19 protein-coding genes and 1 pseudogene are annotated in these 22,247 nt (G+C 67.2%); 11 read left to right on the top strand and 9 right to left on the bottom strand.

Annotated features, from left to right (window positions below; genetic code table 11):
• Positions 1–4: 4 nt before the first annotated feature.
• Entirely contained in the window at positions 5–991 is a 987-nt protein-coding gene (locus tag BGO15_RS06180) for a glycosyltransferase (protein ID WP_056206485.1), read from the top strand.
• A gap of 3 nt (positions 992–994) precedes the next feature.
• Here BGO15_RS06180 and BGO15_RS06175 read toward each other — a convergent pair whose 3' ends face one another.
• Complete coding sequence (locus BGO15_RS06175; RefSeq protein ID WP_056518932.1) at positions 995–3,070, bottom strand: DUF6541 family protein; 2,076 nt, start codon at positions 3,068–3,070, stop codon at positions 995–997.
• A 183-nt stretch (positions 3,071–3,253) separates the two neighbouring features.
• On the opposite strand from BGO15_RS06175, the gene BGO15_RS06170 reads away from it, so the two are divergent.
• Positions 3,254–5,170, top strand: a complete 1,917-nt coding sequence (locus BGO15_RS06170) for a glycosyltransferase (RefSeq protein WP_056518934.1) — start codon at positions 3,254–3,256, stop codon at positions 5,168–5,170.
• A 16-nt stretch (positions 5,171–5,186) separates the two neighbouring features.
• On the opposite strand, the gene glf is transcribed toward BGO15_RS06170, so the two are convergent.
• Positions 5,187–6,323, bottom strand: a complete 1,137-nt coding sequence (gene glf / locus BGO15_RS06165; RefSeq protein ID WP_056518942.1) for a UDP-galactopyranose mutase — start codon at positions 6,321–6,323, stop codon at positions 5,187–5,189.
• Between the two features lie 117 nt (positions 6,324–6,440).
• Between glf and BGO15_RS06160 the strand changes: the two genes are divergently transcribed.
• The 7 genes from BGO15_RS06160 to BGO15_RS06130 all read left to right on the top strand — a co-directional run bounded on the left by BGO15_RS06160 (position 6,441) and on the right by BGO15_RS06130 (position 14,147).
• Positions 6,441–8,660, top strand: a complete 2,220-nt coding sequence (locus BGO15_RS06160; protein ID WP_056518936.1) for a hypothetical protein — start codon at positions 6,441–6,443, stop codon at positions 8,658–8,660.
• Positions 8,661–8,703: 43 nt separating this feature from the next.
• Complete coding sequence (locus BGO15_RS06155; RefSeq protein WP_235557391.1) at positions 8,704–9,162, top strand: GtrA family protein; 459 nt, start codon at positions 8,704–8,706, stop codon at positions 9,160–9,162.
• Positions 9,159–9,995, top strand: coding sequence for a glycosyltransferase family 2 protein (locus tag BGO15_RS06150; RefSeq protein WP_056206478.1), 837 nt, complete (start codon positions 9,159–9,161; stop codon positions 9,993–9,995). The genes BGO15_RS06155 and BGO15_RS06150 overlap by 4 nt, the downstream gene beginning before the upstream one ends.
• The gene (locus BGO15_RS06145) at positions 9,992–10,993 is read left to right on the top strand and encodes a glycosyltransferase (protein ID WP_200930830.1); all 1,002 of its coding nucleotides are present in this window, start codon (positions 9,992–9,994) and stop codon (positions 10,991–10,993) included. Before BGO15_RS06150 ends, BGO15_RS06145 begins: the two co-directional genes overlap by 4 nt.
• The gene (locus tag BGO15_RS06140; RefSeq protein WP_056206476.1) at positions 10,990–11,919 is read left to right on the top strand and encodes an NAD-dependent epimerase/dehydratase family protein; all 930 of its coding nucleotides are present in this window, start codon (positions 10,990–10,992) and stop codon (positions 11,917–11,919) included. Before BGO15_RS06145 ends, BGO15_RS06140 begins: the two co-directional genes overlap by 4 nt.
• Before the next feature lie 75 nt (positions 11,920–11,994).
• Positions 11,995–12,906 (top strand): ABC transporter permease, encoded by a 912-nt coding sequence (locus BGO15_RS06135; RefSeq protein WP_056206474.1) that lies wholly within the window; start codon positions 11,995–11,997, stop codon positions 12,904–12,906.
• Positions 12,907–12,911: 5 nt separating this feature from the next.
• Positions 12,912–14,147 carry an ABC transporter ATP-binding protein gene (locus tag BGO15_RS06130; RefSeq protein WP_056206471.1) on the top strand — a complete coding sequence of 412 codons (1,236 nt, stop codon included), beginning with the start codon at positions 12,912–12,914 and terminating at the stop codon, positions 14,145–14,147.
• 45 nt (positions 14,148–14,192) lie between these two features.
• Here BGO15_RS06130 and rfbB read toward each other — a convergent pair whose 3' ends face one another.
• Positions 14,193–15,191 (bottom strand): dTDP-glucose 4,6-dehydratase, encoded by a 999-nt coding sequence (gene rfbB / locus BGO15_RS06125; RefSeq protein WP_056206469.1) that lies wholly within the window; start codon positions 15,189–15,191, stop codon positions 14,193–14,195.
• 69 nt (positions 15,192–15,260) lie between these two features.
• Between rfbB and rfbA the strand changes: the two genes are divergently transcribed.
• Together rfbA and BGO15_RS06115 are read left to right on the top strand one after the other, a co-directional pair.
• Positions 15,261–16,130 (top strand): glucose-1-phosphate thymidylyltransferase RfbA, encoded by an 870-nt coding sequence (gene rfbA, locus BGO15_RS06120; RefSeq protein WP_056518938.1) that lies wholly within the window; start codon positions 15,261–15,263, stop codon positions 16,128–16,130.
• A 50-nt stretch (positions 16,131–16,180) separates the two neighbouring features.
• Positions 16,181–17,590: a polysaccharide pyruvyl transferase family protein gene (locus tag BGO15_RS06115; protein ID WP_273189677.1), complete on the top strand. Its 1,410-nt coding sequence runs from the start codon at positions 16,181–16,183 to the stop codon at positions 17,588–17,590.
• 25 nt (positions 17,591–17,615) lie between these two features.
• On the opposite strand, the pseudogene BGO15_RS06110 reads toward BGO15_RS06115, so the two are convergent.
• The 6 genes and pseudogenes from BGO15_RS06110 to BGO15_RS06085 all read right to left on the bottom strand — a co-directional run.
• A pseudogene (locus BGO15_RS06110) lies at positions 17,616–18,176 on the bottom strand (dTDP-4-dehydrorhamnose 3,5-epimerase family protein); the annotation flags it as partial.
• The gene (locus BGO15_RS06105) at positions 18,176–19,057 is read right to left on the bottom strand and encodes an NAD-dependent epimerase/dehydratase family protein (RefSeq protein WP_056208451.1); all 882 of its coding nucleotides are present in this window, start codon (positions 19,055–19,057) and stop codon (positions 18,176–18,178) included. The pseudogene BGO15_RS06110 and the gene BGO15_RS06105, both read right to left, overlap by 1 nt.
• Positions 19,054–20,286 (bottom strand): acyltransferase family protein, encoded by a 1,233-nt coding sequence (locus BGO15_RS06100; protein ID WP_056208456.1) that lies wholly within the window; start codon positions 20,284–20,286, stop codon positions 19,054–19,056. The genes BGO15_RS06105 and BGO15_RS06100 overlap by 4 nt, the downstream gene beginning before the upstream one ends.
• Positions 20,287–20,293: 7 nt before the next feature.
• Positions 20,294–21,418: a glycosyltransferase family 2 protein gene (locus tag BGO15_RS06095; protein ID WP_056208459.1), complete on the bottom strand. Its 1,125-nt coding sequence runs from the start codon at positions 21,416–21,418 to the stop codon at positions 20,294–20,296.
• Positions 21,415–21,681 carry a hypothetical protein gene (locus tag BGO15_RS06090; RefSeq protein ID WP_056208463.1) on the bottom strand — a complete coding sequence of 89 codons (267 nt, stop codon included), beginning with the start codon at positions 21,679–21,681 and terminating at the stop codon, positions 21,415–21,417. Before BGO15_RS06090 ends, BGO15_RS06095 begins: the two co-directional genes overlap by 4 nt.
• Before the next feature lie 207 nt (positions 21,682–21,888).
• Positions 21,889–22,247: LGFP repeat-containing protein (locus tag BGO15_RS06085; protein WP_502689157.1), on the bottom strand; the 359-nt coding region annotated here is incomplete at its 5' end.

Genomic DNA, 22,247 nt, shown 5'->3' with positions numbered 1-22,247 from the left:
GGCTATGGCCGCCGCATCCCCTGCCTTCGACGTGCCCGCCACCACCTCGTTCGACCCCGCGTCGGCGACGATCGCGATCGTCACCTACAACCGGTCGGCGCTGCTGTCGAAGCTCCTCGACAGCATCATCGCGATGGATCCGAAACCGGGCCACGTCGTGATCGTCGACAACGCGTCGGGCGACGACACCACCGAGGTCGTCGAGGGCTACCGCTCGAGACTCGGCACCGATCTCGTCTACCGGCGCCTCGAGGAGAACACCGGCGGATCCGGCGGATTCAGCGCCGGCATGCAGGTGGCGTACGAGCTGGGCAGCGAGTGGATCTGGCTCATGGACGACGACGTGGAGGTCATCTCCGACGGACTCGCGCGCATGGGCGCGTGGGCACCGCGGTTCAAGAGCATCCAGGGGCGCCGCTACGACTACGACGGCAGCGAGTTCTACTGGCAGTACCGCCTGTCGATCCCCCTCGGCATCCCGATCCCGTTCGCGCCCGCGGGGTTCGATGGCGCCGGCTACCGGGAGATGAACTCGGGGTGCTTCGAGGGCATGTTCATCCACCGCTCGATCGTGGCCGAGATCGGCCTTCCCGACCCGCGCTTCTTCATCTACTGGGATGACTCGGTCTACGGCTGGCTCGCCTCGCTGCGCACGACCGCGGTCATCGTCAACGAGTTCGTCCTCACCCGCACGCGCGAGATCCGCCAGTGGGACATGGGCATCCGGCACCTGAACGCGTCGAGCGACGCGTACCGCTACTACATCATGCGCAACCGCGGGATCATGCGGCACTACTTCGCCGAGCACGGCGCCTACCGTCCGGTGCGTTTCGCGCTCGGCACGGCGCTCACGTTCGTCAAGGAGATCATCCGACTGCTCATCGTCGAGCGGAAGGTGCGCGGCACCAGCAATCTGTTCCGCGGCATGCGCGACGGCCTGCGCATCGCCCGCGACCGCTCGTGGGCGGTCATGCCGCCGCTCGGGGACTGAGCCCTACCCGGCGGGCAGAGGCCCGCACTGCGTGATCTCGAGCAGTGACGTGTCGCCGTCGGTCGCGACCGGGGTGAACAGGCCCGCCTCGACGGCGGCGTGCACGCCGGAGAAGTGGTTCCCCGAGGGGTCGCCGCCGCCGAAGGCGTGGGGGTTGTAGAGCACGTACCGCACGCGCAGGTCGTCGAGGGCCTGGCACACGGCCGGGTCGGTGCGGATGTCCTGCAGGTGGAAGGCGAGCAGCAGCCGCTGCGGATCCCACTGTCCGTTGACGTGAGGGAAGCCCGGCTCGCGGTCGCCGAACAGCAGCGACAGCCCCGACCCGTCCCACGGGTCGCCGATGACGCGCTGGCCGACGGGAACGATCATCGGCAGACGCGAGCTCATGAACTCGATCTGCGCGGCGGAGACGATCGCCTCGGTGGCGTGCGAGGCCGGCATCGCGAACACGCGCCCGATCGAGGCGGACGCGCCGCCGGCGACCAGGGACACGGCGGAGGTCGCGGTGACGACCCCGGCGAGGGCGAGCGCGCCGCCGCTGCGCGCACCGGCGCGGCGCAGCCACGCGGTCGCGGCGAGCACGCCGAGGGTCGCGAGGGTCACACCGATGACGGGCAGCACCGAGTCGATGCGGTAGCGGTCCTTGTACCAGAGCGCGGTCGCGAGCTTCGTGACGACGTCGTCGGAGCCGGCGGCGGCCGCGAACAGCAGCGCGAGCACGGCGTAGGACACCACGATCCACCGCAGCCCGCGGGATCGGAGCGCGACGAGGATACCGCCGGCCACCGCCGCGGCGAGCAGCACCGCCGGGAAGGTGACGGTGGAGCCCGTCGGCCACGCTTGCAGCAGAACCTGCCCGAGGCCGTCCAGCACGCTCTGAGTGGCCTTCGCCTGCGGACCGCCGAGACGGTCGTCGAGGGGGCGGGTGAACAGGCCGAGGCGCGCGACGAGGTACCAGAAGCCGACCGCCGCGACCACGACGAGGGCGATCACCACTCCGATGAGGCTCCACGTCACCGCGCGACGGGAGCGCCCGCCGCGACGCCATCCGGCGCGCACGAGCGAACCCGCGGTCGCGAGCACGAACGGCAGCAGCAGCACCGCCCAGCTCACCAGCACCCGTGGCTGGCCGAAGCCGATCGCGGCGGCGGCGGTCAGCGACATCCCCCCGCCCCAGAGCAGCGCGGCGACACGGCGAGGGCCGCGCTCCGCGACGACCGCTCGCACCGCGAGCACCACGACCGCGACGCCCGCGGGCAGTAGCGCCGTGCCGAGGAAGGTCGGGTAGAGCGTGCCCCAGCTCAGCAGGGCGTAAGGCATCGCGCCGAAGGCGGCGCCGAGGGGAAACGCGACGAGCGCGACGATACCGCGCGGATGCCGCGGCACGAGCGCCTGCGCGAGCCAGGCCGCCCCGGGCAGCCAGATGCCGGCGACGACGGCGATCCACGCCGCGTTCACCGCGACGGGCACGGTCGCTCCGGTGACCTGCACGGTCGCGGCGACGATCGAGTGCCACCCCGACGGGTAGAACGCGAACGTCTTGCCGGTCTCGATGATCGAGCGCAGCGTCAGCGAGGAGGCGTCGCCCGTGGAGAGGATGTGCGCGATCGCGGCCAGGTGGAAGTTGTTGTCGTAGGTCTGACTGAACAGATCGGGCGACGGAACCTGCCAGAACGCGATCACCGCGACGGCGAGCGCCGTGACGATCCAGACGGGGAGCAGCCACACGACCCGCACACCGTCGGGGCGCACCCGGATCCCTGGAAGGAGGCGGGTCGTCACGAACAGCACGATGGCGACGACGAGCGCGACGATGATCGGCGACACGGCGCTGAACGGCAGGTGCAGCGGCTGCGACACGATGCCCGCGACGCCGATCGCCGTCACCCCGATAGGCCCGGCGAGCGCGACGCGCGAGAGCAGCCCCATGCGCACCGGCAGGGTGGCCGCGATCCCCGGGATCAGCACGACGGCGAGCGCGCCGACGACGACGGGCACGACCGGGAGCCACGCGATGAACACCCGACCATCCTTGCCGAAGTTCTGACGCTCGACACCCGTCCCGGAGCGGCCGACCACCGCGGGCTCCTCACATCTCCTGAAGCGGGGGGTCGCATAGACTCGTGGCTCGACGGGGCGGCGCGCTCGCGTACCACCGCGCCGGCGCCGGGCCGACTCCCGGGAAGCGATCCGCCGTTACCGCGCCCGCGACGGGCTACGCCCGGGCACCCGAACAGATCGACACGAGGGACCATCCCGCCAATGAGGCACGTTCTGCAGAAGTTTGTCCTGCCGACCGACCACGACCCTGACGTGCTCCCGCTGTACGTCGACGCGGACGAATGGGCCCGGACGGACGGCCAGGTGCGCAAGCTCAAGGAGCACACACACGTCGCCGACGTGCTCTCCCGCACGCGGCTGCGGATACCGGCGCGTCAGCGCACGTCGCTGGGCACGTACTTCAATGCGTTCCCGGCGTCGTACTGGCAGGAGTGGACCAGCGTCGACGAGGTGCGCCTGACGGTGCGCACGAAAGGTGAAGGCACCCTGGTCGTCTATCGGTCGACCGACGTCGGAGTGCGGCGCGAGGTCGACTCCGCGGGGGTGGCCGACACGACCGAGACCTCCTTCGACATCCCCCTCGACGCCTACCGCGACGGCGGCTGGATCTGGTTCGACGTCATCGCCCAGTCCGAGATGGAGATCGACGGCGCTGAATGGACGAGCGACATCGAGCCGCCGCGCGACGGACGCGCATCGATCGGCGTGACCACGTACAACAAGCCGGCCTACTGTGTGAAGACCCTGCGCCAGATCGCCGATGCGCCGGATCTGCGTGACCTGGTCGACAGAATCTTCCTCGTCGACCAGGGCACCGACGCGGTGACTGATGCCACCGGGTTCGACGAGGTGGCCACCGCGCTGTCTGATCAGCTGGTGGTCATCACGCAGCCCAATCTCGGTGGGTCTGGCGGCTTTGCCCGCACGATGATCGAGTCGCTGTCGCGCCCGGAAACCGCTTTCGTCCAGCTGCTCGACGACGACGTCCTCATCGAGCCGGAGTCCGTGCGCCGATCGATCATGTTCGCGCGGTTCGCCTCACGACCGACGATCGTCGGCGGGCACATGTTCGACCTTCTGAACCGCCCCGTCCTTCACGCCTGGGCCGAGGTCGTCGAGTCAGCCCCGTTCATGTGGCGCAATCTGTATCAGGAACAGTTCCCGCACGACTTCAGTCGCGCGAATCTGCGGCAGACCCCGCTCCTTCACCGGCGCCTGGACGCCGATTACAACGGCTGGTGGATGTGCCTGCTTCCCGTGGAAGCCATCCGAGAGGTCGGCGCAGCGCTGCCCGCATTCATCAAGTGGGATGACGCGGAGTTCTGCCTGCGCGCGGCGACCGCCGGCATCCGGACGGTATCGCTCCCCGGTGCAGCCTTGTGGCACGTGTCCTGGGTCGGCAAGGACGACTCGATCGACTGGCAGGCCTACTTCCACGCGCGCAACCGAATCGTGACCGCGCTGCTGCACTCGCCGCACCCTCGGGGCGGCCGGCTCACGCGTCACAGCCGTCGGGCAGACCTCAAGCACCTGATGATGATGCAGTACTACCCGGTCACGCTGCGCCACCAGGCGATCCGGGACATCCTCACCGGGCCGGACCACATGTGGCGAACGCTCTCGGAGGCGATGCCCGAGGCACGTGCCGCGGCGACGTCGTTCCCCGAGACCGAGCGCCACCTCTCCTCGTCGCCGGCGGTGAGCCGGCCGGCACGACAGCTTCACCTCCCCGTCGATGAGATCGGCGTCGAGCGCTCCGGCCCCTCCGGTCTGGCCCGCGTCGGCGCGACCGCGGCGGGGGTGCTGCGGCGCTGGTTCGAACCCAGCGCGCCTGCCGACGCCCCCGCGACGGATTTCGCGAAATCGGATGCCACCTGGTGGCGTCTGCCCGGAATCCCCCATGCGAGGGTCGGCACCGCCGACGGCGCGGCGACGAACGTCTACCGTCACGACCGCCGTGCATTCCGAACGCTCCTGCGCGAGAGCATGACGCTGCATCGTCGACTCGAGGCGGAATGGGCGCCCCTCGCGGCGGCATATCGGGCCGCCCTCCCCGATCTCACGAGTCCGACCGCGTGGCGCGTGCACCTGGGTCTTCGGCCGAGCGAGTCCGACTAGCGGGCAGCGCGGACGCTCACGCCAGTGTGTTGTTCCACATCGAGAGTGCCGCGCCGATGGCCATGTGCATGTCGAGGTACTGATACGTGCCCAGTCGGCCGCCGAAGTGCACGTCGACCTCGCCCTTCGCGAGCTCGCGATACGCGAGCAGACCCGCTCGGTCGGTCGGGGTGTTGACGGGGTAGTACGGCTCGTCGTCGCGCGTCGCGAAGCGGGAGAACTCCCGCATGATCACGGTGCGCTCGCGCGGGTAGCGGTCGGCACGCTCGGGGTGGAAATGCTTGAACTCGTGGATGCGCGTGTAGGGGACGTCAGCGTCCGCGTAGTTCATCACGGGGGTTCCCTGGAAGTCGCCGACCTCCAGCACCTCCTCATCGAAGTCGAGCGTGCGCCAGGAGAGTTCCCCCTCGCTGAAGTCGAAGTACCGGTCGACCGGACCGGTGTAGACGATCGGGACCTGCCCCACGGTCGCCGCCTTGTTCAGCCCTTGCGATTCGTCGAAGAAGTCGGTGTGGAGCTTCACCTCGATGTTGCGGTGATCTGCCATGCGCTCGAGCCAGGCGGTGTACCCGTCGGTGGGGAGCCCCTCCCACGTGTCGTTGAAGTAGCGATTGTCGTATGTGTAGCGAACGGGGAGACGGCTGATGATCTCGGCGGGGAGGTCCTTCGGATCGGTCTGCCACTGCTTCGCCGTGTAATCGCGAATGAACGCCTCGTACAGCGGGCGCCCGATGAGGCCGATGGCACGCTCCTCCAGATTGCCGGCGGAGGCGGCGTCGAATTCGCCCGCGAGCTCCGTCACCTTGCGGCGGGCCTCGTCCGGCGAGAACGCCGCATGGAAGAACTGGTTGATTGTTCCGAGGTTGATCGGGAGAGGGAACACCGTGCCTCGGTGCGTCGTGTAGACCCGATGCACGTAGTCCGTGAACGTCGTGAACCGATTGACGTACTCCCACACGGTCGCGTTGGAGGTATGGAAGAGATGAGCGCCGTAGCGATGGACCTCGATGCCGGTGCTCGCCTCGTCCTCGCTGAAGGCGTTCCCTCCGATGTGATGCCGCCGGTCGATCACGGTCACCTTGCGACCGGACGCGGCGGCCCGTTCGGCGATCGTTAGTCCGAAGAATCCGGAACCGACGACGAGCAGATCCACGAGGGCTCCCTTCATTGTGCGCCGGGTCCGCGCACGAACACTGAAGTGTACCGTCGCCCGAAAACCACCCCGCTCCCCGCCGCGGGGTGCACGACGCGCGCGACCTAGGATCATCTCGTGACCGACGCCACCCCGACACGCCCAGCCCACCGGCGCGGGCTCGCACACCCCCGGCTGGCCGAGGTCGGCCTCGCTGCGGCAGCGGTGATCGTGACGATCGCGATCGCGACCGCACGACTCCTCGTGTCCCCGTCGTTCTACTTCGCGGACGACACTCAGCTCGGTTCAGTCGGCATCTGGCACGAGCTCGGGGTCTTGGCGCAGTCGGGAACGTTCCCGATCCTCAATCCGCATGCCTGGCAGGGTGGCAACTACTTCGCCGAGGGGCAGTGGGGGCTGTTCAACCCGCTCGCCTGGGTCATCGGCATCGGGAGCGTCGCGACGACGAACATCCTCGGGTATGTGACCGTCGTGAAGATCGCGGCATTGGGCTGCTTTTCCGCAGGATCGTTCCTGGTCGCCCGGTCGTACGGGGCATCCGCCTGGTGGTCGGCCGCTGCCGCCGTCATCATCCCGACCGCGGGTTTCACCGTCTACATGGACGCGCCAAGCTGGGTGTCCGGTCTGTTCAACGCGGCAGCGTTCGCGTTCACCTGGTGGGGGGTGCGCCGCATCCGGGTCGGCGGTGGACCGCTTCCTTATCTGATCAGCGCCTATCTCCTGATCACGTTCGGCTACGTCTTCGGTGTCATCATGCTGGTGCTGCTGCTCGTCATCAGCATCGCCGACGCAGCCGTCCGACGCGAATGGCGGGCGGTGCGCAGACTGGCGTACGCCTCCGTATTCGGCGCGCTGGTGTCCGTCGCGGTCTTCCTGCCCGGTGTGCTCACGGCCGGCGTGACCGCGCGCGGCACGACGCGCATCCTCCAGACCTGGTTCCTCAACGCCGACCTGTCCGATTTCGGCGGGATAGCCTCACCAACGGCCACCATGTCCATCGGCGCATGGTGGGGCCCCGCGACGCACGCGCCGATGATGTCGATCTCGTGGGCCCTCCCTCTCGCCATCGCCTTCTGGGGTGTACTCCGCCGGGGCTGGCGCGACCTCGTCGTGCCCCTCGTCCTCGCCGCGGTCGCGGTCGCGATCATCATCGGCCCCGACCAGATCGGGCCCATTCGCTGGCCGGTGCGTTTCCTGCCCTACCTGACAGTCGCGATCGTCATCGTCTGGGCTGTCATGCTCACGCGCGGATTCCCTCAGAAGCTCGGCCGCCGCGGACTCACGGCGATGCTGATCGTGACGCTCGCGCTGGGATACCTCGCGTGGACGCAGACCCCGACCGCGAAGGTCCTCGCCGGCACCTTCCTCGCGACGACGATCGCCTTGGTCGCGATCTATCTGATCGGCACTCAACGGCGATGGAACTGGCCTCCCGGGACCAGATCTGCGATCGCAGCGATCGTCGTGGTGGCCGGAACGATCTCGGTCACCGTGCCGCAGCTTTACGAGTACCGGACTACGCCGCTGCCGACCTTCGCCACGCCGACAACGGCAGACCCCATGGAGAAGGTGCTCACCGACGGTGTCAACGACGGGTTCGTCGTCGGTGACGTCTATTCGGGTGTTGGGGATCCCGCGTCCTTCGACGAGCTCCTCGTCGGGAACCTCTGGTATTTTTCGCCGACCGAGGTGAGCAACGTCTACACGGTGCTGCCCTACACGGCCTTCACCAACGATCTGTGCATCGACCTGCGCGGCTCGACGTGCGAGACCGCCTACGCCACTCTCCTGTCGACTGACCCGACGACCGGCAGAGTCGTCGCCGATCTGCTCGGCGTGAACACGATCATCGCGACGCGCGCGACATACCCCACGGCACCTCCCGCGGCACCGGGGTGGCATCTGATGCGCAGCGGTTCGACGGTGTGGGTGTACGAACGCGATACTCCTGGCCCGACGGCGGGCGGGGTGGTGGCGACGAGCGCGGGCACGCAGGTCACGGTGACGAGCGAGTCGGACACAGACGTCACGCTGCGCATCGACGCGCTCGGCTCCGATCCGAGCGCCACGCTGAGCCGGCTCGCCTATCCCGGCTACTCCGTCAGCGGTGCAGCCCTGGCAGCGCCGGTGCGCGGCTACCTTCTGACGGTGGATCTGTCGCACGCCTCGGTCGGGCAGATCGTCACCATCAGCTTCCGCCCGCCGGGGTGGACGCTCGAGCTCACCTCGCTCGCGATCGCCGTCGTGCTCGGCATCTGGTGGCCGATCTCGCGCGTCTTCATCGCGCGCCGTCGTAGTGCACGAGCACCACGGGAGCACGCGGAATCGCTCCATTAGACTCGACCACCGAACCGACCCGGCGTCGGAGGAAGCGAATCCGGTGGCAGACATCACGAAGGTCGACGACGCGGGGGGATCCGGGCCAGACGGTCTCCTCCTCAAGCTCATCAAGGATCGGCGCGTCGCGTTCCTGATCGTCGGTGGGATCAACACGGTCGTGGGGTTCCTCTGGTTCGTGGTGTTCGAGCTGACGGTGGGACGCCTGTGGGGCTACATGGCGACCCTCGTGTTCTCACACATCGCGAGTGTCCTGTGCGCGTTCTGGATGCACCGCCGGTTCGTCTTCCGAGTGCGGGGTCACGTATGGCGGGACCTCGCCCGCTTCGAGGTCGTGCAGCTCGTCGCCTTCGGCATCAACCTCGTCGCCCTGCCGCTTCTGGTCGAGGCCGTCGGGCTCACTCCCATCGTCAGCCAGGCGATCATCGTGGTCGTCACGGTCACCCTGAGCTACTTCGGACACCGCTACTTCAGCTTCCGGAGGAAGGAAACCTCGTCATGACCTCCCCCACCCTCTCGGTCGTCCTCCCCGTCTACAACGGCGAGAAGTACATCGCCGAGGCTCTCGACTCCGTGCTGGTCGATACCGACACCGACATGGAAGTGATCGTCGGCGATCATTCGTCGAGCGACCGCACGGCCGACGTCATCGCACGATACGCGGCGGATCCGCGGGTGCGGGTCGTGCAGATCCCTGCCGGGGGCTACGTGCAGCGGGCCTGGAACGCCGTATCGGCCGAGGCTCGCGGAACCTACGTGAAGCTCGTCTGCGCCGACGACGTCGTCTACCCGGGCATCCTCGCCCGCCAGGTCGCACTGCTCGAGGCCAATCCGGGTGCCGTCCTCACGGCGTGCCCGCGCGACGTGACCGATGCCTCGGGTAACGTCCTCATCCGCTCGATGGGGCTGCAGGGCGTCAAGTCGAAAATGGCCGGCACGGACACCGCACGCGCACTCGTGCGCGCCGGGAGGAACATCCTGGGCGAACCGGGCTGCGTGACGATGCGCCGGGACGCGTTCGAACGCGCCGGCGGCTGGTTCGGAGATCTCTCCCCCTACCTGATCGACATGGCAACCTATACCCGAGTGCTCCTGGAGGGCGATTTCGTTCCGGATCTCGTGACGGGCGCGACGTTCCGCCTCAACGCCGATCAGGGCTCCGTGGCCCAGTCGGCGTCGCAGGCCGAGCAGGCTCGTCGCTTCCACGCCTGGATGCGCACGGAGCACCCTCAGGTCATCAGCGCAGGCGACGTTCGGGTCGGTGACTTCCGGGCCGGGATGAACTCGCGGCTACGACGGGTGACCTTCGAGGTTCTCAAACGGAGGATGGCGTGACGTCGCGCTACGTGCACCGGGTCTCCATCGTCGTTCCCGTCTACCAGGGGGAACGCACACTGCGCGACCTGTTCGCCGAGATCCTCCCGCTCACCGAAGACTTCACGACACCCGCCGGGGCGACGGCGCGCGTCGAGGAAGTCGTGTTGGCATGGGACAACGGACCGGATCGTTCCGACGACGTCATCCGCGAGCTCATCACCGAGTATCCGTTCGCGAAAGCGGTCTGGTTGAGCCGCAATTTCGGTCAGCACGCTGCGACGCTGGCCGGCATCGCCTCCTCGGGCGGTGAGTGGGTCGTCACCCTCGATGAAGACGGCCAGCACGACCCGGCCCAGATCAGCGTGCTGCTCGACGCTGCACTGAGCGAACGGGCGACGGTCGTGTACGGGGTCGGCGACAACCCGGCGCCCCACGGCGCCGTGCGCAATGCCGCCTCGAAGGCGGCAAAGCGCATCCTCGAGTCGGTGTTCGGAGGCTCGGGCGCGAGCGATTACAGCAGCTTCCGCCTGATACTCGGCGAGATCGCACGCAGCGTCGCGGCGTACTCAGGCACCGGGGTCTACCTCGATGTTGCCCTGTCGTGGGTCTCCCGTCGTACCGTGACCGCGCCGGTCCGCCTGCGCGAGGAGGGCGACCGCTCCTCCGGGTACTCCTACAGGCGGCTGCTCGCGCACTTCTGGCGAATGATCCTCACGTCGGGTACTCGCGGCCTGCGTCTGGTCACGTGGCTGGGAGTGATCTTCGCGGCAGGCGGCGTGCTGTTCGCGATCTATCTGACCGTCGCCCGTTTCGTCTGGGGCAACGTTCCGGATGGGTGGACCTCTCAGATGGTGCTGACCGCGATCGGCACCGGCGCGGTACTCGTCGCGCTCGGGATCATCGCCGAGTACCTGGGCGTCGCCGTGAACATGGCTCTCGGACGGCCGTCGTATCTGATCGTCCGCGACCCGGCGACGGGGCCTCTCGGTGCACCGAGGTCAGACGACCAGCGATGAATCCCGACTGGGTGATCGGCGGCGGCGGACTGCTCGGTTCCGCGATCCGGCGCGCGGTCACCCACACGTGGGCGACTCGCGTCCGGTGGGATGACGCGGACACGGCGGAGGCAGATCTCCGACACGCGGTCGACACGTTCGTCGCCCAGCCGGGACCGTTGCGTATCTACTGGTGCGCAGGGAAGGGCGTGACGGCGACGCCCGCGGCCGAACTCGCGCGGGAGATCACCACATTCCACGCTTTCCTCGATGCGCTCCGCGGCCAGGATGCCGCCCGCACGACGGTGTTCCTGGCTTCTTCGGTCGGCGGCGCCTACGCGGCAGCGACCGCGCCCCCGTTCACGGAACGAACGTCCGCGCGGGCCGCCTCCGCCTATGGCGAGGCGAAACTCGATATGGAACGCTCGCTGTCGGCGTGGACGGAGTCGACCGGCGGGCGGGCGGTCATCGGACGCATCACGAACCTCTACGGTCCGGGTCAGGATGTCTCGAAGGCCCAGGGCCTGATCTCCGTGGCCCTGCGGAGCTATCTCACGGGCGCCCCCGCCACGATCTTCGTGTCGCTGGACACCCTCCGCGATTACCTGTTCGTCGACGACGGTGCGGCGATCGCCGTGGCCGCCACGCGGCGCGCCGAGGCGGGCGAGGCCGGCTGCGCGACACTGAAGATCCTCGGGTACGGGACCGCAGTGTCCGTGGGGGCGGTACTGGGTGAGATCGCCCGGCTGCGTCGAACCCGCGCTCCGATCGTGCTCGCCGGCGGGGGGCAGGGAGGACAGGCCCCCGATCTGAGGGTTCGCTCCACGATCTGGACGGATCTCGACGCGCTCGCGACCACCACACTTCCGGCGGGAATTCAGCGCACGTATGACAGGATGCTCCGTGACTTCGCATGCGGCACCGCGCGCACTCCAACCGGCCCCTGATGAGATCGCCCACCGCGCTCTCGGGCTGCGCGAGAACCACGGAAAACGCCATGCTTTCGCTATAGGATCGGTGGAATGTTGACCTCAGATGGAGAGGCCGCTTCGCGCGCCCGCCGGCTGGAGGCCATCCCGCTTCGCCCGGTCGGAGCCGTGACCGGGCGGGGCGCCTCGTGGGCGGCGGTGCGCAGCATCCTGTCGCACCGCGAGATGCTCGGACTCCTCGTCCGCCGCGATCTGAAAGCGCGCTACAAGGACTCCGCTCTGGGTTTCCTCTGGTCTCTCATCCGACCGCTCATCCAGCTGCTCATCTACTTCATCGTGATGGGCCAGTTCCTCGGCGCCGCCAAGAACATCCCCGACTTCGCGGTCTACATCTTCGCCGGTCTGTCCGCGGTCGGCCTCTTCACGGAGATCGTCGTCGGCGGCACCAGTTCGGTCCTCTCCAACGCAGGCCTCGTGAAGAAGGTCTACCTCCCCCGCGAGGTGTTCCCGTTGTCGAGCGTGGGCTCTGCGCTGTTCAACTTCAGCATCCAGCTGATCGTGCTCCTCCTCGCGACACTCATGGTCGGGAAGCCCCCTCTGCACTGGGAGCTCGTCTACGCAGTCCCGTCGGTGCTGGTGATCGTGATCTACGGCACCGCATTCGCACTGCTGTTCTCGGCGGTGAACGTGTACCTGCGGGACACCCAGTACCTGGTCGAGGTGATTACCATGCTCCTCTTCTGGGCGAGTCCCATCGTGTATTCGTGGGCGATGGTGAAGACCCTGATCGCGTCCCCGATCCTTCTCGAGGCCTACACGAACAACCCGCTCACTCTCGCCGTGCTCGGCTTCCATCGAGCCTTCTGGGTCGCCGGCGGCGATATCGAGTCGCCGGGCGGGCTGGCCCTCCGTCTCGGGATCTCGGTCGTGGTCGGCCTCGTGCTTCTCATCCTCTGCCACCGCGTGTTCGTGCGCCTGCAGGGCAACTTCGCCCAGGAGCTCTGAGCCCGATGACTCCCCCACCCGCGATCGCGACACCCTCCGACGACCTGCCTTCGGTCGAAGTCGCCAAGATCGCGCACGTCTCGAAGCGCTTCACGATCCGCAAGGACTCCTCCATCAAGGAGCGCATCGTCACCTTCGGTCGCGCCGGCCGCCGCCACCGCCAGGACTTCTGGGCCTTGAACGACGTGTCCCTCGACATCTTCGCCGGCGAGACGATCGGTCTCATCGGGCACAACGGATCTGGCAAGAGCACGCTTCTGAAGGTGATCGGCGGGATCATCGAGCCGACGACGGGTACCGTCGAGGAGCGCGGTCGGCTCGCGGCGCTGCTGGAGCTCGGTGCGGGTTTCCACCCCGACCTGACCGGGCGCGAGAACATCTTCCTCAACGCCGCCGTGCTCGGGCTCAGCCGCGAGCAGACCGAGGAGCAGTTCGACGACATCGTCGCCTTTGCAGCGATCGGCGACTTCATCGACACCCAGGTGAAGTTCTACTCCTCCGGCATGTACGTCCGGCTCGCGTTCGCGGTCGCGGTGCACACCGATCCCGATGTGCTTCTCGTCGACGAAGTACTGGCGGTCGGTGACGAGGCATTCCAGCGCAAGTGCATGGATCGCATCCGCGAGTTCCAGCGCCAGGGTCGGACCATCATCCTCGTGAGCCACTCGCTCGACCAGGTCTCCGAGCTGTGCAGCCGGTGCGTTCTGCTCGACAAGGGTCACGTCGTCTTCGACGGCAAGCCGTCGCTCGCGGTGGCGAAGTTCCGCGACCTGCTGGAGGAGCGCCGCATCGCCGAACGCGACGCAGCCAAGGGCACCCGCGCGCGCCCGCAGGGAGCGATCGAAGATGTCACCGCGGTGCCTGCGGGATCCTCGGTCGGCGACTCCCTCGAACCCGGCCAGGACCTCTCCATCACCGTGCGCGTTGCAGCGGAGGCTCTGTCCTCGTGGACATGCCGCATCCAGATCGACGATGCGATGGGGCAGAAGGTCTTCGTCACGGGCACCGACTGGCTCGGAATCACTCCGCCGGCATTCGCCGGGGCATGCGATCTCACGTTGCTCCTGAGGCGCCCGGCTCTCGGGGGCGGAAAGTACTTCGTCAACGCCACACTGTTGGACGAGTCGGGCCAAAGTCTCCACAACGTGATGCAGGCGACGTCCTTCAACGTCGTTCCCGACCCGCGGGCCATCGGCTTCGTGCGGATCGACGTCGACGCCGACTTCTCCTCAGGAGTGTGACCCCTCCGGCCGCGAGCTCTGAACCCTGGCGCGGGTAGGGTGCGACTACTGGCCCTGTGCGGCGTAGAAGGCCTCGGTCGATTCTTTCGCCGGCGCCCACCACGACTCGTTCGCCCGGTACCAGTCGATGGTCTTCGCGATCCCGTGATCGAACGACCCGTACGTCGGGAGCCAGCCGAGCTCGGTGCGCAGTTTCGTGGAATCGATCGCGTAACGCAGATCGTGCCCGGCGCGGTCCGTCACGTGATCGTAGGCATCGCGAGGCTGGCCCATGATCTCGAGGATGAGCTCGACGACCTCGCGGTTGTTCTTCTCGCCGTCGGCGCCGATCAGATAGGTTTCGCCGAGCCGCCCCTGCTCGAGAATGGCGAGAACGGCCGACGAATGGTCGTCGGCGTGGATCCAGTCCCGGACATTCTCGCCCGCGCCATAGAGCTTGGGCCGGATGCCGCGCAGCACGTTCGTGATCTGCCGCGGGATGAACTTCTCGATGTGCTGGTACGGGCCGTAGTTGTTCGAGCAGTTCGAGATGGTCGCACGGACCCCGAACGATCGCACCCACGCGCGCACCAGCAGGTCGCTTCCGGCCTTGGTCGAGGAGTAAGGCGAGGACGGGTTGTACGGGGTCGACTCGGTGAACCGCGCCGGATCGTCGAGCTCGAGATCCCCGTAGACCTCATCCGTGGAGATGTGGTGAAAGCGGGTGTCGTAGCGTCGTGACGCCTCCAGCAGCACGTAAGTGCCGATGATGTTCGTGTCGAGGAAGGGCCTCGGATTGGCGAGCGAATTGTCGTTGTGGGACTCCGCGGCGTAGTGCACGACGGCATCCGCGTCGCGCACGAGAGGATCCACAGTGGATGCTTCCGCGATGTCGCCGTGCACGAACGTCACACGTTCGTCGGGAAGCCCGTCGAGAGAGGCCCGATTCCCCGCGTAGGTGAGCTTGTCCAGCACGGTGATGTGGTGGTCGGTGTTCTCGACGGCATAGCGAACGAAATTCGACCCGATGAAGCCGGCTCCGCCGGTGACGAGGAGTCTGCTCATAGGCATCCACAGTAGTCCAGCAGGTCTGCGTGATTGGTGTGCGGCGGCGACCTACGCGAGAATGGACGAATGCGCGGAATCATCCTGGCCGGCGGAACCGGATCGCGGCTTCATCCGATCACTCTCGGCGTGTCGAAGCAGCTCGTTCCGGTCTACGACAAGCCGATGATCTACTACCCGCTGTCGACGCTGATCCTCGCCGGCATCCGCGACATCCTGATCATCACCACTCCCCACGACGCCGACCAGTTCGAGCGACTGCTGGGCGACGGCTCGCGTTTCGGCGTGTCGATCACCTACGCGCAGCAGCCATCTCCCGATGGTCTCGCGCAGGCGTTCGTGCTCGGTGCCGACCACATCGGATCCGACTCGGTCGCACTCGTTCTCGGGGACAACATCTTCTACGGCCAGGGTATGGGCACGAGGTTCCGCAACTACACGGAACTCACCGGCGGCGTGGTGTTCGGCTACTGGGTCGACGATCCCACCGCCTATGGCGTCGTCGAGTTCGACCCTGACGGACACGTGGTGTCGCTGGAAGAGAAGCCGACGATCCCGAAGAGCAACTATGCGGTACCGGGTCTCTACTTCTACGACAACGACGTGGTCGAGATCGCGCGGAACCTCGCGCCGTCACCTCGCGGGGAACTCGAGATCACGGACGTGAACCTCGAGTACCTGCGCCGCGGAACCCTGCACGTCGAGGTGCTCCCCCGCGGCACGGCGTGGCTCGACACCGGCACGTTCGACTCGCTGAGCGAGGCGACCGAGTTCATCCGCACTGTCGAGAAGCGTCAGGGACTGTCGATCGGATGCCCCGAAGAGGTGGCGTGGCGGCTCGGCTTCCTCAGCGACGAGGAGCTGCGCGAGCGCGCGGAGCCGCTCGTCAAGAGCGGGTACGGCACCTACCTGTTGAAGGCGCTCGAGCGAGGTCGCTGACTCCCCCCCCGGAAAAGTAGTTCATCACCCCCGAAAGTCGGTCGTTTGTCGTGACGGTTCAGCTCCACTCAGGTCGATTCGCGATGTACTCGGCGACCCGGCAGTGGAACCCCGGCGACGAGTTCATCCTCGCCGGGACGCGACGCATCATCGACGCGGCATTCGGCCCGCTGGATCCGGTGCTCTACGACCGCAACCCGGACGTGCGACCGGCGGATGGAACGACGATCGGCGCCCGAAACCTCCGGCGTCCGCTCGATGAGACCGCGGGGGCGCTCTACGAGCGGCTCTCCGCGCACCTGCGGCTGGGCTTCTCGAGCAACTCCGTCAAGTTCGATTCCGACCTCTCCTCCGTGAGTCTCGCCCTCATGGCGGGCAGCCCGGAATGGGCGTCGGATCGGTGCTGGAGCTTCTACGACCATGTCTTCCGCCACCGCATCCCCGTGATCGGCCTCGGGCTCGGTTCCATGCCGGAGGAGCGGCCCGAGTTCGTGGATGTCGCCCTCGGCAAGGCTGTGGCGCTCACCACACGCAGCCGGAGCCTCGCCCGGACCCCGCTTGCGCGTCGGTTCGACATCGAGTACCTGCCCTGCCCCGCGCTGCTGTCGGCGCCGACGACGCGCGAGGTCACCTCGGTGACACGCGTCGGCATCGCGATCGGCGTGCCCTACGAGGACGCCGTGTGGGCGAACGGACTCGATACGGCGTTCTACGAGCAGGTGTGCGCCGCGATCGACGATCTGATCGCCGCCTACGGCTCCGAGGTCGCCATCGAGTTCGTCGCCCATTACATCGATGAGATCCCGGTGCTCCGTGAGCGCTTCCCGGACCACGTCGTGCGCTATTCGTTCGACTCCGCGGACTACGCCGATCTGTTCGGCGCCTACGATCTCGTCATCTCCACGCGTGTCCATGGATGCGGCATCTCTGCGTCGCAGGGAATTCCGACCATCAGTCTCGGCCACGACTTCCGATCAGACACGACCGACGGCTTCCTCAGTGTGAGCGTCGACCTCGCTGGCGGCGCGTCGCTCTCCGATGCATTCAGCGAACTCGCGGGCGCTGCGTCGTCGAGGAACACCGAGTTGATCGCGCATCGCGCCGCCACGTTCGAGGCCTACCTGGATCTGCTGCGGACCCGCGTGCCCGACGGCCTGACAGCCGTGGACTACGGCGAGGGCGGACGCGTCGTATTCCGCGAGGGAGCTCCGCCCGAGGTCGTGTCGCCGCAGGTGGTCTCGTCACTCATCCACGACGCTGCGTCCTTCGCTGCCGAGTTGACCGCCGCACGTTCGTCGAATGACGAGCTCCGACGCGTGCTCGACGAGGTCGAGGCCTCGAAGGCGGAGATGGCTGTCGAGCTCGACGCCGCCCGACAAGCGGTCTCGAGCATGGAGGCGACACGCGCCGCTCGCCGGTCCTGGGGGCAGCGGATCCGCAGCCGTCTGGGCGGAAGCTGACGCCACCGCCTCGTCAGTCGGTCGTGAGAGGGGTGATGTCGGCGAGCGGCGGGTGCCCGCGGTCCTTGTCGGAGAGCTCGGCCTGGTCGAGCGAGATGGGCCAGGAGATCGCTAGTGCGCGGTCCGCGAGGTTGACGAATGCGTACTCGTCCATGCGGTCCGCACTCCAGTGCGCGTTCACGAGGTATGTGTAAGCCGTGTTGGTTTCGAGCGTCTGGTAGGAGTTGCCCACCCCGCTCGGAACGAAGATCGCCGTGGACGGGTCCAACTCGGTGGTGAAGACCGTCCCGAACGACGCGCCGGCTCTCAGGTCCACCCACGCGCCGAACACAGAGCCGGTCGCGGTCGAGATGAACTTGTCCCACGGTTCGGCGTGGATCCCCCGCGTCGTTCCGATCGCGTCGTTGAACGAGATGTTGTTCTGCACGGGCTGAAAGTCGGGAAGCCCCAGCGCCGTCATCTTCTCGCGTTGCCAGTTCTCCTTGAACCACCCGCGATTGTCCCCATGCACGGGGAGATCGACCACCAACAGACCGGGGATCGGGGTCGTGCGAACGGCGAGTTCTTTCCCGTATTCGAGCGCCATCATGTCTCCTTCGCGAACGGCGACGCGGCGATCAGAGCCTTTATCCGGGACGCATCGCCCCAGACACCGGGGGAATCATACGGCCGATCCGGAAACGCGCCGTACTGCAGCGAGATGTCCACGCCGTTCTCGACGATGAATCGCTCGACACGATCGGCGAGAGACTCCGGAACACCGCTCGACGTGTTGATCACTCCGACCAACCCGTCCGCCGTCGAGGCCAGCGCGATCTGCCGACCGAGCTCGTCGACGTCGATGAAGTCGTACAGCGTCCGTCCGGTGGTGAATGGGAAGCTCCGATCGCCCCGATCAGACGCATCGAGGATCTTCCCGAAGATCGACCTGCTTCGCCGGTCATCACCGACGATGTAGAAGGCCCTCATCCAGAGCAGCTCCGCGCGATCCTCGAGTGCGGCGAAGAGCGAGCGTCGCAGAGCATCCTTCGCGATCCCGTAGAGCGTCACGGGATTGGTCGGAGTGGTGGAGGTGATCGCTCCCTCCCAGTAGCCCACCTCGTGCATCGTTCCCAGCGCGGCGATCCTCACGATGCCGGCGTCCACGAGCCCGGCGAGGAACCGGAAATGTGCCGAGACGGACTCGATGTGCGATCGCGCATTGTGGACGAAGCCGTCCTGCCACGCGAGGTGGATGACAGCGGCGACCTCTGAGGGTGATGCGATCGCGGTGATGTCGAACTCGGGCGACAGCACGTCCGCCTGCAGGATGGTCGCGCGGGGGTCGACGTCATCCGCACGGGCGGTTCGGACGACCGCCCGCACGTCGTAGCCGAGGTCGATCGCCGCAGCGACGACGTGGCGGCCCACGTATCCGCCGGCGCCCGTGACGACCACGGTACGCCGCGGGGATTCGCCGGACGTCATACGCCGTTCCGAGCCACGCCGACCACGACCAGTGCAGCGGTGGCCACGATCAGAAGAGTCAGCGGGACGAACCTCACCCGGCGCAGGCCGGCGACGCCCCCTGCCTTCGGCGGCACCGATTGCCGGCCGCCGATGCGCGCCACGATGCGCGGCCGCCAGTTCTTCAGATCGAGTGCCGGCTTCTCGATGAGCGTCCAGCTCACGTAGGCGTAGACATGCACCGCGACGATCACGACCGCGAGGTAGACAGCGCTGCTGATCCCCTGGAGATTGAGACTCGCGGCGAGGAACATCACGGGCCACCCGGCGATGTAGATCCCGTACGAGAGGTCCGCACGACGATCCCATCCGGACAACGCGGTCACACGGGTGCCGAACCAGATGAGGCCATAGGCGAACGCGTACTGTCCGAAGAGGAACCACCCGCCCTTCCACCAGCTCACTGCGGCGATGATGAGCATCCCCATGCCGAGCGCATCGCTGAACGGCACTTTCTCGATGAATAGCTGAACCAGCGTGCCGAACGCGAACGGTGCGGCGAGCTGAAGAACCTGATGGTTCGCAAGGATGCCGCTGACCGACGCCAGATCTCCCACGTGCAGCGCTTGGAACGTCGACAGCATGAGCACGCCGGCCGCGATCGCGCCGCCCACGATCCTCCCTGCGAGAGCCCCGATGAGACCGAGCACGAGCACTGCGAGATAGCAGGCGAACTCGTACATGAGGGTCCAGGCGGATCCGTTCCAGGTGTTGTACCCGTGCGCGACGGCGGGCGTGCTGGCGCCGGTGCCCGAGATCGCCCACTGGTTGAGCATGAGGGTGAAGTTCTTCGCGACGTAGTCCCAGGGCGAGTCGACCGCGACCGAGAAGAACCCCCGGATCGTCCCCCTCTCACCGATCCATGCCAGCGGCGCAAGCGCGAACGCCGTGACGATGAGGATCAGAAACCAGGCGGGGAAGATCCTGACGACGCGATGCCACAGGAACCTCACGGGAGAGCTCGAATTGGTCATGCTCCGCGTGATGAGCATGCCCGACAGAAAGAAGAACCCTGTGACGGCCACACCACCCAGGGAGGTCTCCGCGTGCCACTGCTCGCCGATGTCCACTCCACCGAACAGCCCCGCGACCGGGCCGGCGTGCGAGAAGATCACCATGAATGCCATGAGCCACCGGAGGAATCCGATGGAGTTCTTTCGCGGGTTGAAAGCTGCGTGAAGCGTCGTCATCCGAACCTCAGATCGAGCGGGGGTACGCGGCGCCGGCCACGTCCCAGACTGGCGGTCTGATATTGCTGTACACCGGATTCCGTCCACCGAAGTAGCGTCGGATGTCGCCTTCGACGTCGGCGGAGACGGTGTCGATCTCTGCCACGAATCCGTACCAGTGCGCGGTGCAGATCTCGCTCACCTCAGAACGGATGGCAACCGACACGATCTCGGGGCTCTGATCGACCCAGTCGCGCGCAGCGGTGATCAGGGAATACCCGGACTCGTCCGCGGCGGATCGGACGAGGGCAGTCACCGCGCGGGACTGGGCGACTTCCACCGCTCCGGACGCAAGGAACCCGTCCACATTCCATCGGAACATCGGCGACCGATGGTTGACGATGCGCTGATTCGCCCAGTTGGCGATTTCGTCGCCACTCACTACCCCGGCAGCGAGAGTGGAGCCTCGACCGGCGTGATAGACGAACGCGCCGGTCGCAAGGACATGACGGAAGCCCGCGCTTGTCGCCCGCGCCGACCAGTCCGACTCCTCGCCGTAGCCGCGACCGAAGATGGGGTCCATCAGCCCGACCGCCGACAGCACTCGGGTGGGGATGATCATGGCGAACGAGATTCCCGCCGGGATATCAAGCGTCTCCGTGCCGAATGTCTGCTCGAGGACACGCCCGATCCGATCCGAGACCTCCTGCGTCTCGGCGAAGAGCTCTGTCGCGTTCGGGAGCGAGTACGGGTCGACATTCGTCGACCACGCCGTCACTGACGCGAGGTCGTCGCCCGCGACGGCCACCTTCATCATCACCTCGAGAGAGTTCGCCGCGTAGATGACGTCCGAGTTGGAGATCACGACGTAGTCGTATTCGAGACGGAGGGCGGTCGCGAGACCGAGATTGACATTGCGCGGGATACCGAGGTTTCGCGGCGACCGATAGTACGTCGCTCCGACGTCGGCGCTCAGAGACGCGAGATAGTCACTGAATCCCGGTTCCGGGCTCGCATCGTCGAGGACGAGGACATCGAGGTCGAATCCGTCGTGTGCCAGGGAGGCGATCGACGACAACGTGCGCTCAGCGAATGAGCGCCCGTTGTAGAACGTGACGGCGAGGAGGACCCTCGGCGTGTGCGCGGCCGTCACCGCCCCAGAATCCGCTTCGCTCGCTGCGCCGTTACGTGCAGGGAGTGGTTCTGACGGATGAGGTGTTCCAGCTTGCGGCGCGGATCGAGGAGTCGCTTCAGGTCCGCGACCTCCGCACTCAGCGCGGCCACGCGCTCTTCACTGGTCAGGAGCTTCTGCGCCAGCTCGATCGCGCGTTGATTGGCGATCGCCGCGTCTTCGAGCGCCCGCTCCAGGGACACCGCGCCGACGAGCGCGGGCGAGAGTTCATCCTCACCGGACATCGCGCTGCACCTCCTTCTTTCCGCCGACCCGATCAGCCGGCTCTGTAGCGACGGGCGCGCAGCAACGAGACTCCGTCGTGGCACCATCGCCGCCGTGATCTCGCACCCGCCTCGCGAGCACGCTCGAAGATCGATGTTCCCGACCGACCGCGGCGCCCCGCCACGCTATCACCTCGGCACTGCGTGTCCCTTTGAGACGACTGACGCTCACCCGTTCACCGAGATCACGCCGAACTGGAACCGTTGCGAGACTTTCCCGTTAGACGTCGTCGCCGCCGCGATCGGCAGACCGTACGTACCCGCCGCGCCGCCCGCGCCGACCCACGCGATGTTGACCGCCCCCGAAACCGCGTAGGCGCCCGTCGCCGGAGACCACAGGATGCTCCCCCCGGCGAAGGGCGCAGCGCACCAACGCCCGTTGCACTGGGTCACGCCGGTCGGCAGCCCCAGTGCGCCGGTCACGCCACCTGATGCGACCCAGATGTCGCGGTACGCCCCCAGCACCGGCACGATTCCCGCCGAGGTCGTTCCGACCAGCGCGCCACCCACGAACGACTGCATGCACG

It is taken from the genome of Microbacterium sp. 71-23, from assembly GCF_001897265.1.
Lineage (GTDB): Bacteria > Actinomycetota > Actinomycetes > Actinomycetales > Microbacteriaceae > Microbacterium > Microbacterium ginsengisoli.
This window is presented reverse-complemented; position numbering and strand designations above follow the sequence as displayed.

Coding starts and splice junctions, on each gene's coding strand:
- rfbB (WP_056206469.1), bottom strand. CDS start 15,191: ATGAGCAGACTCCTCGTCACCGGCGGAGCCGGCTTCATCGGGTCGAAT.
- BGO15_RS06100 (WP_056208456.1), bottom strand. CDS start 20,286: ATGACGACGCTTCACGCAGCTTTCAACCCGCGAAAGAACTCCATCGGA.
- BGO15_RS06140 (WP_056206476.1), top strand. CDS start 10,990: ATGAATCCCGACTGGGTGATCGGCGGCGGCGGACTGCTCGGTTCCGCG.
- BGO15_RS06090 (WP_056208463.1), bottom strand. CDS start 21,681: ATGTCCGGTGAGGATGAACTCTCGCCCGCGCTCGTCGGCGCGGTGTCC.
- BGO15_RS06150 (WP_056206478.1), top strand. CDS start 9,159: ATGACCTCCCCCACCCTCTCGGTCGTCCTCCCCGTCTACAACGGCGAG.
- BGO15_RS06105 (WP_056208451.1), bottom strand. CDS start 19,057: ATGACGTCCGGCGAATCCCCGCGGCGTACCGTGGTCGTCACGGGCGCC.
- BGO15_RS06135 (WP_056206474.1), top strand. CDS start 11,995: ATGTTGACCTCAGATGGAGAGGCCGCTTCGCGCGCCCGCCGGCTGGAG.
- BGO15_RS06180 (WP_056206485.1), top strand. CDS start 5: ATGGCCGCCGCATCCCCTGCCTTCGACGTGCCCGCCACCACCTCGTTC.
- rfbA (WP_056518938.1), top strand. CDS start 15,261: ATGCGCGGAATCATCCTGGCCGGCGGAACCGGATCGCGGCTTCATCCG.
- BGO15_RS06170 (WP_056518934.1), top strand. CDS start 3,254: ATGAGGCACGTTCTGCAGAAGTTTGTCCTGCCGACCGACCACGACCCT.
- BGO15_RS06130 (WP_056206471.1), top strand. CDS start 12,912: ATGACTCCCCCACCCGCGATCGCGACACCCTCCGACGACCTGCCTTCG.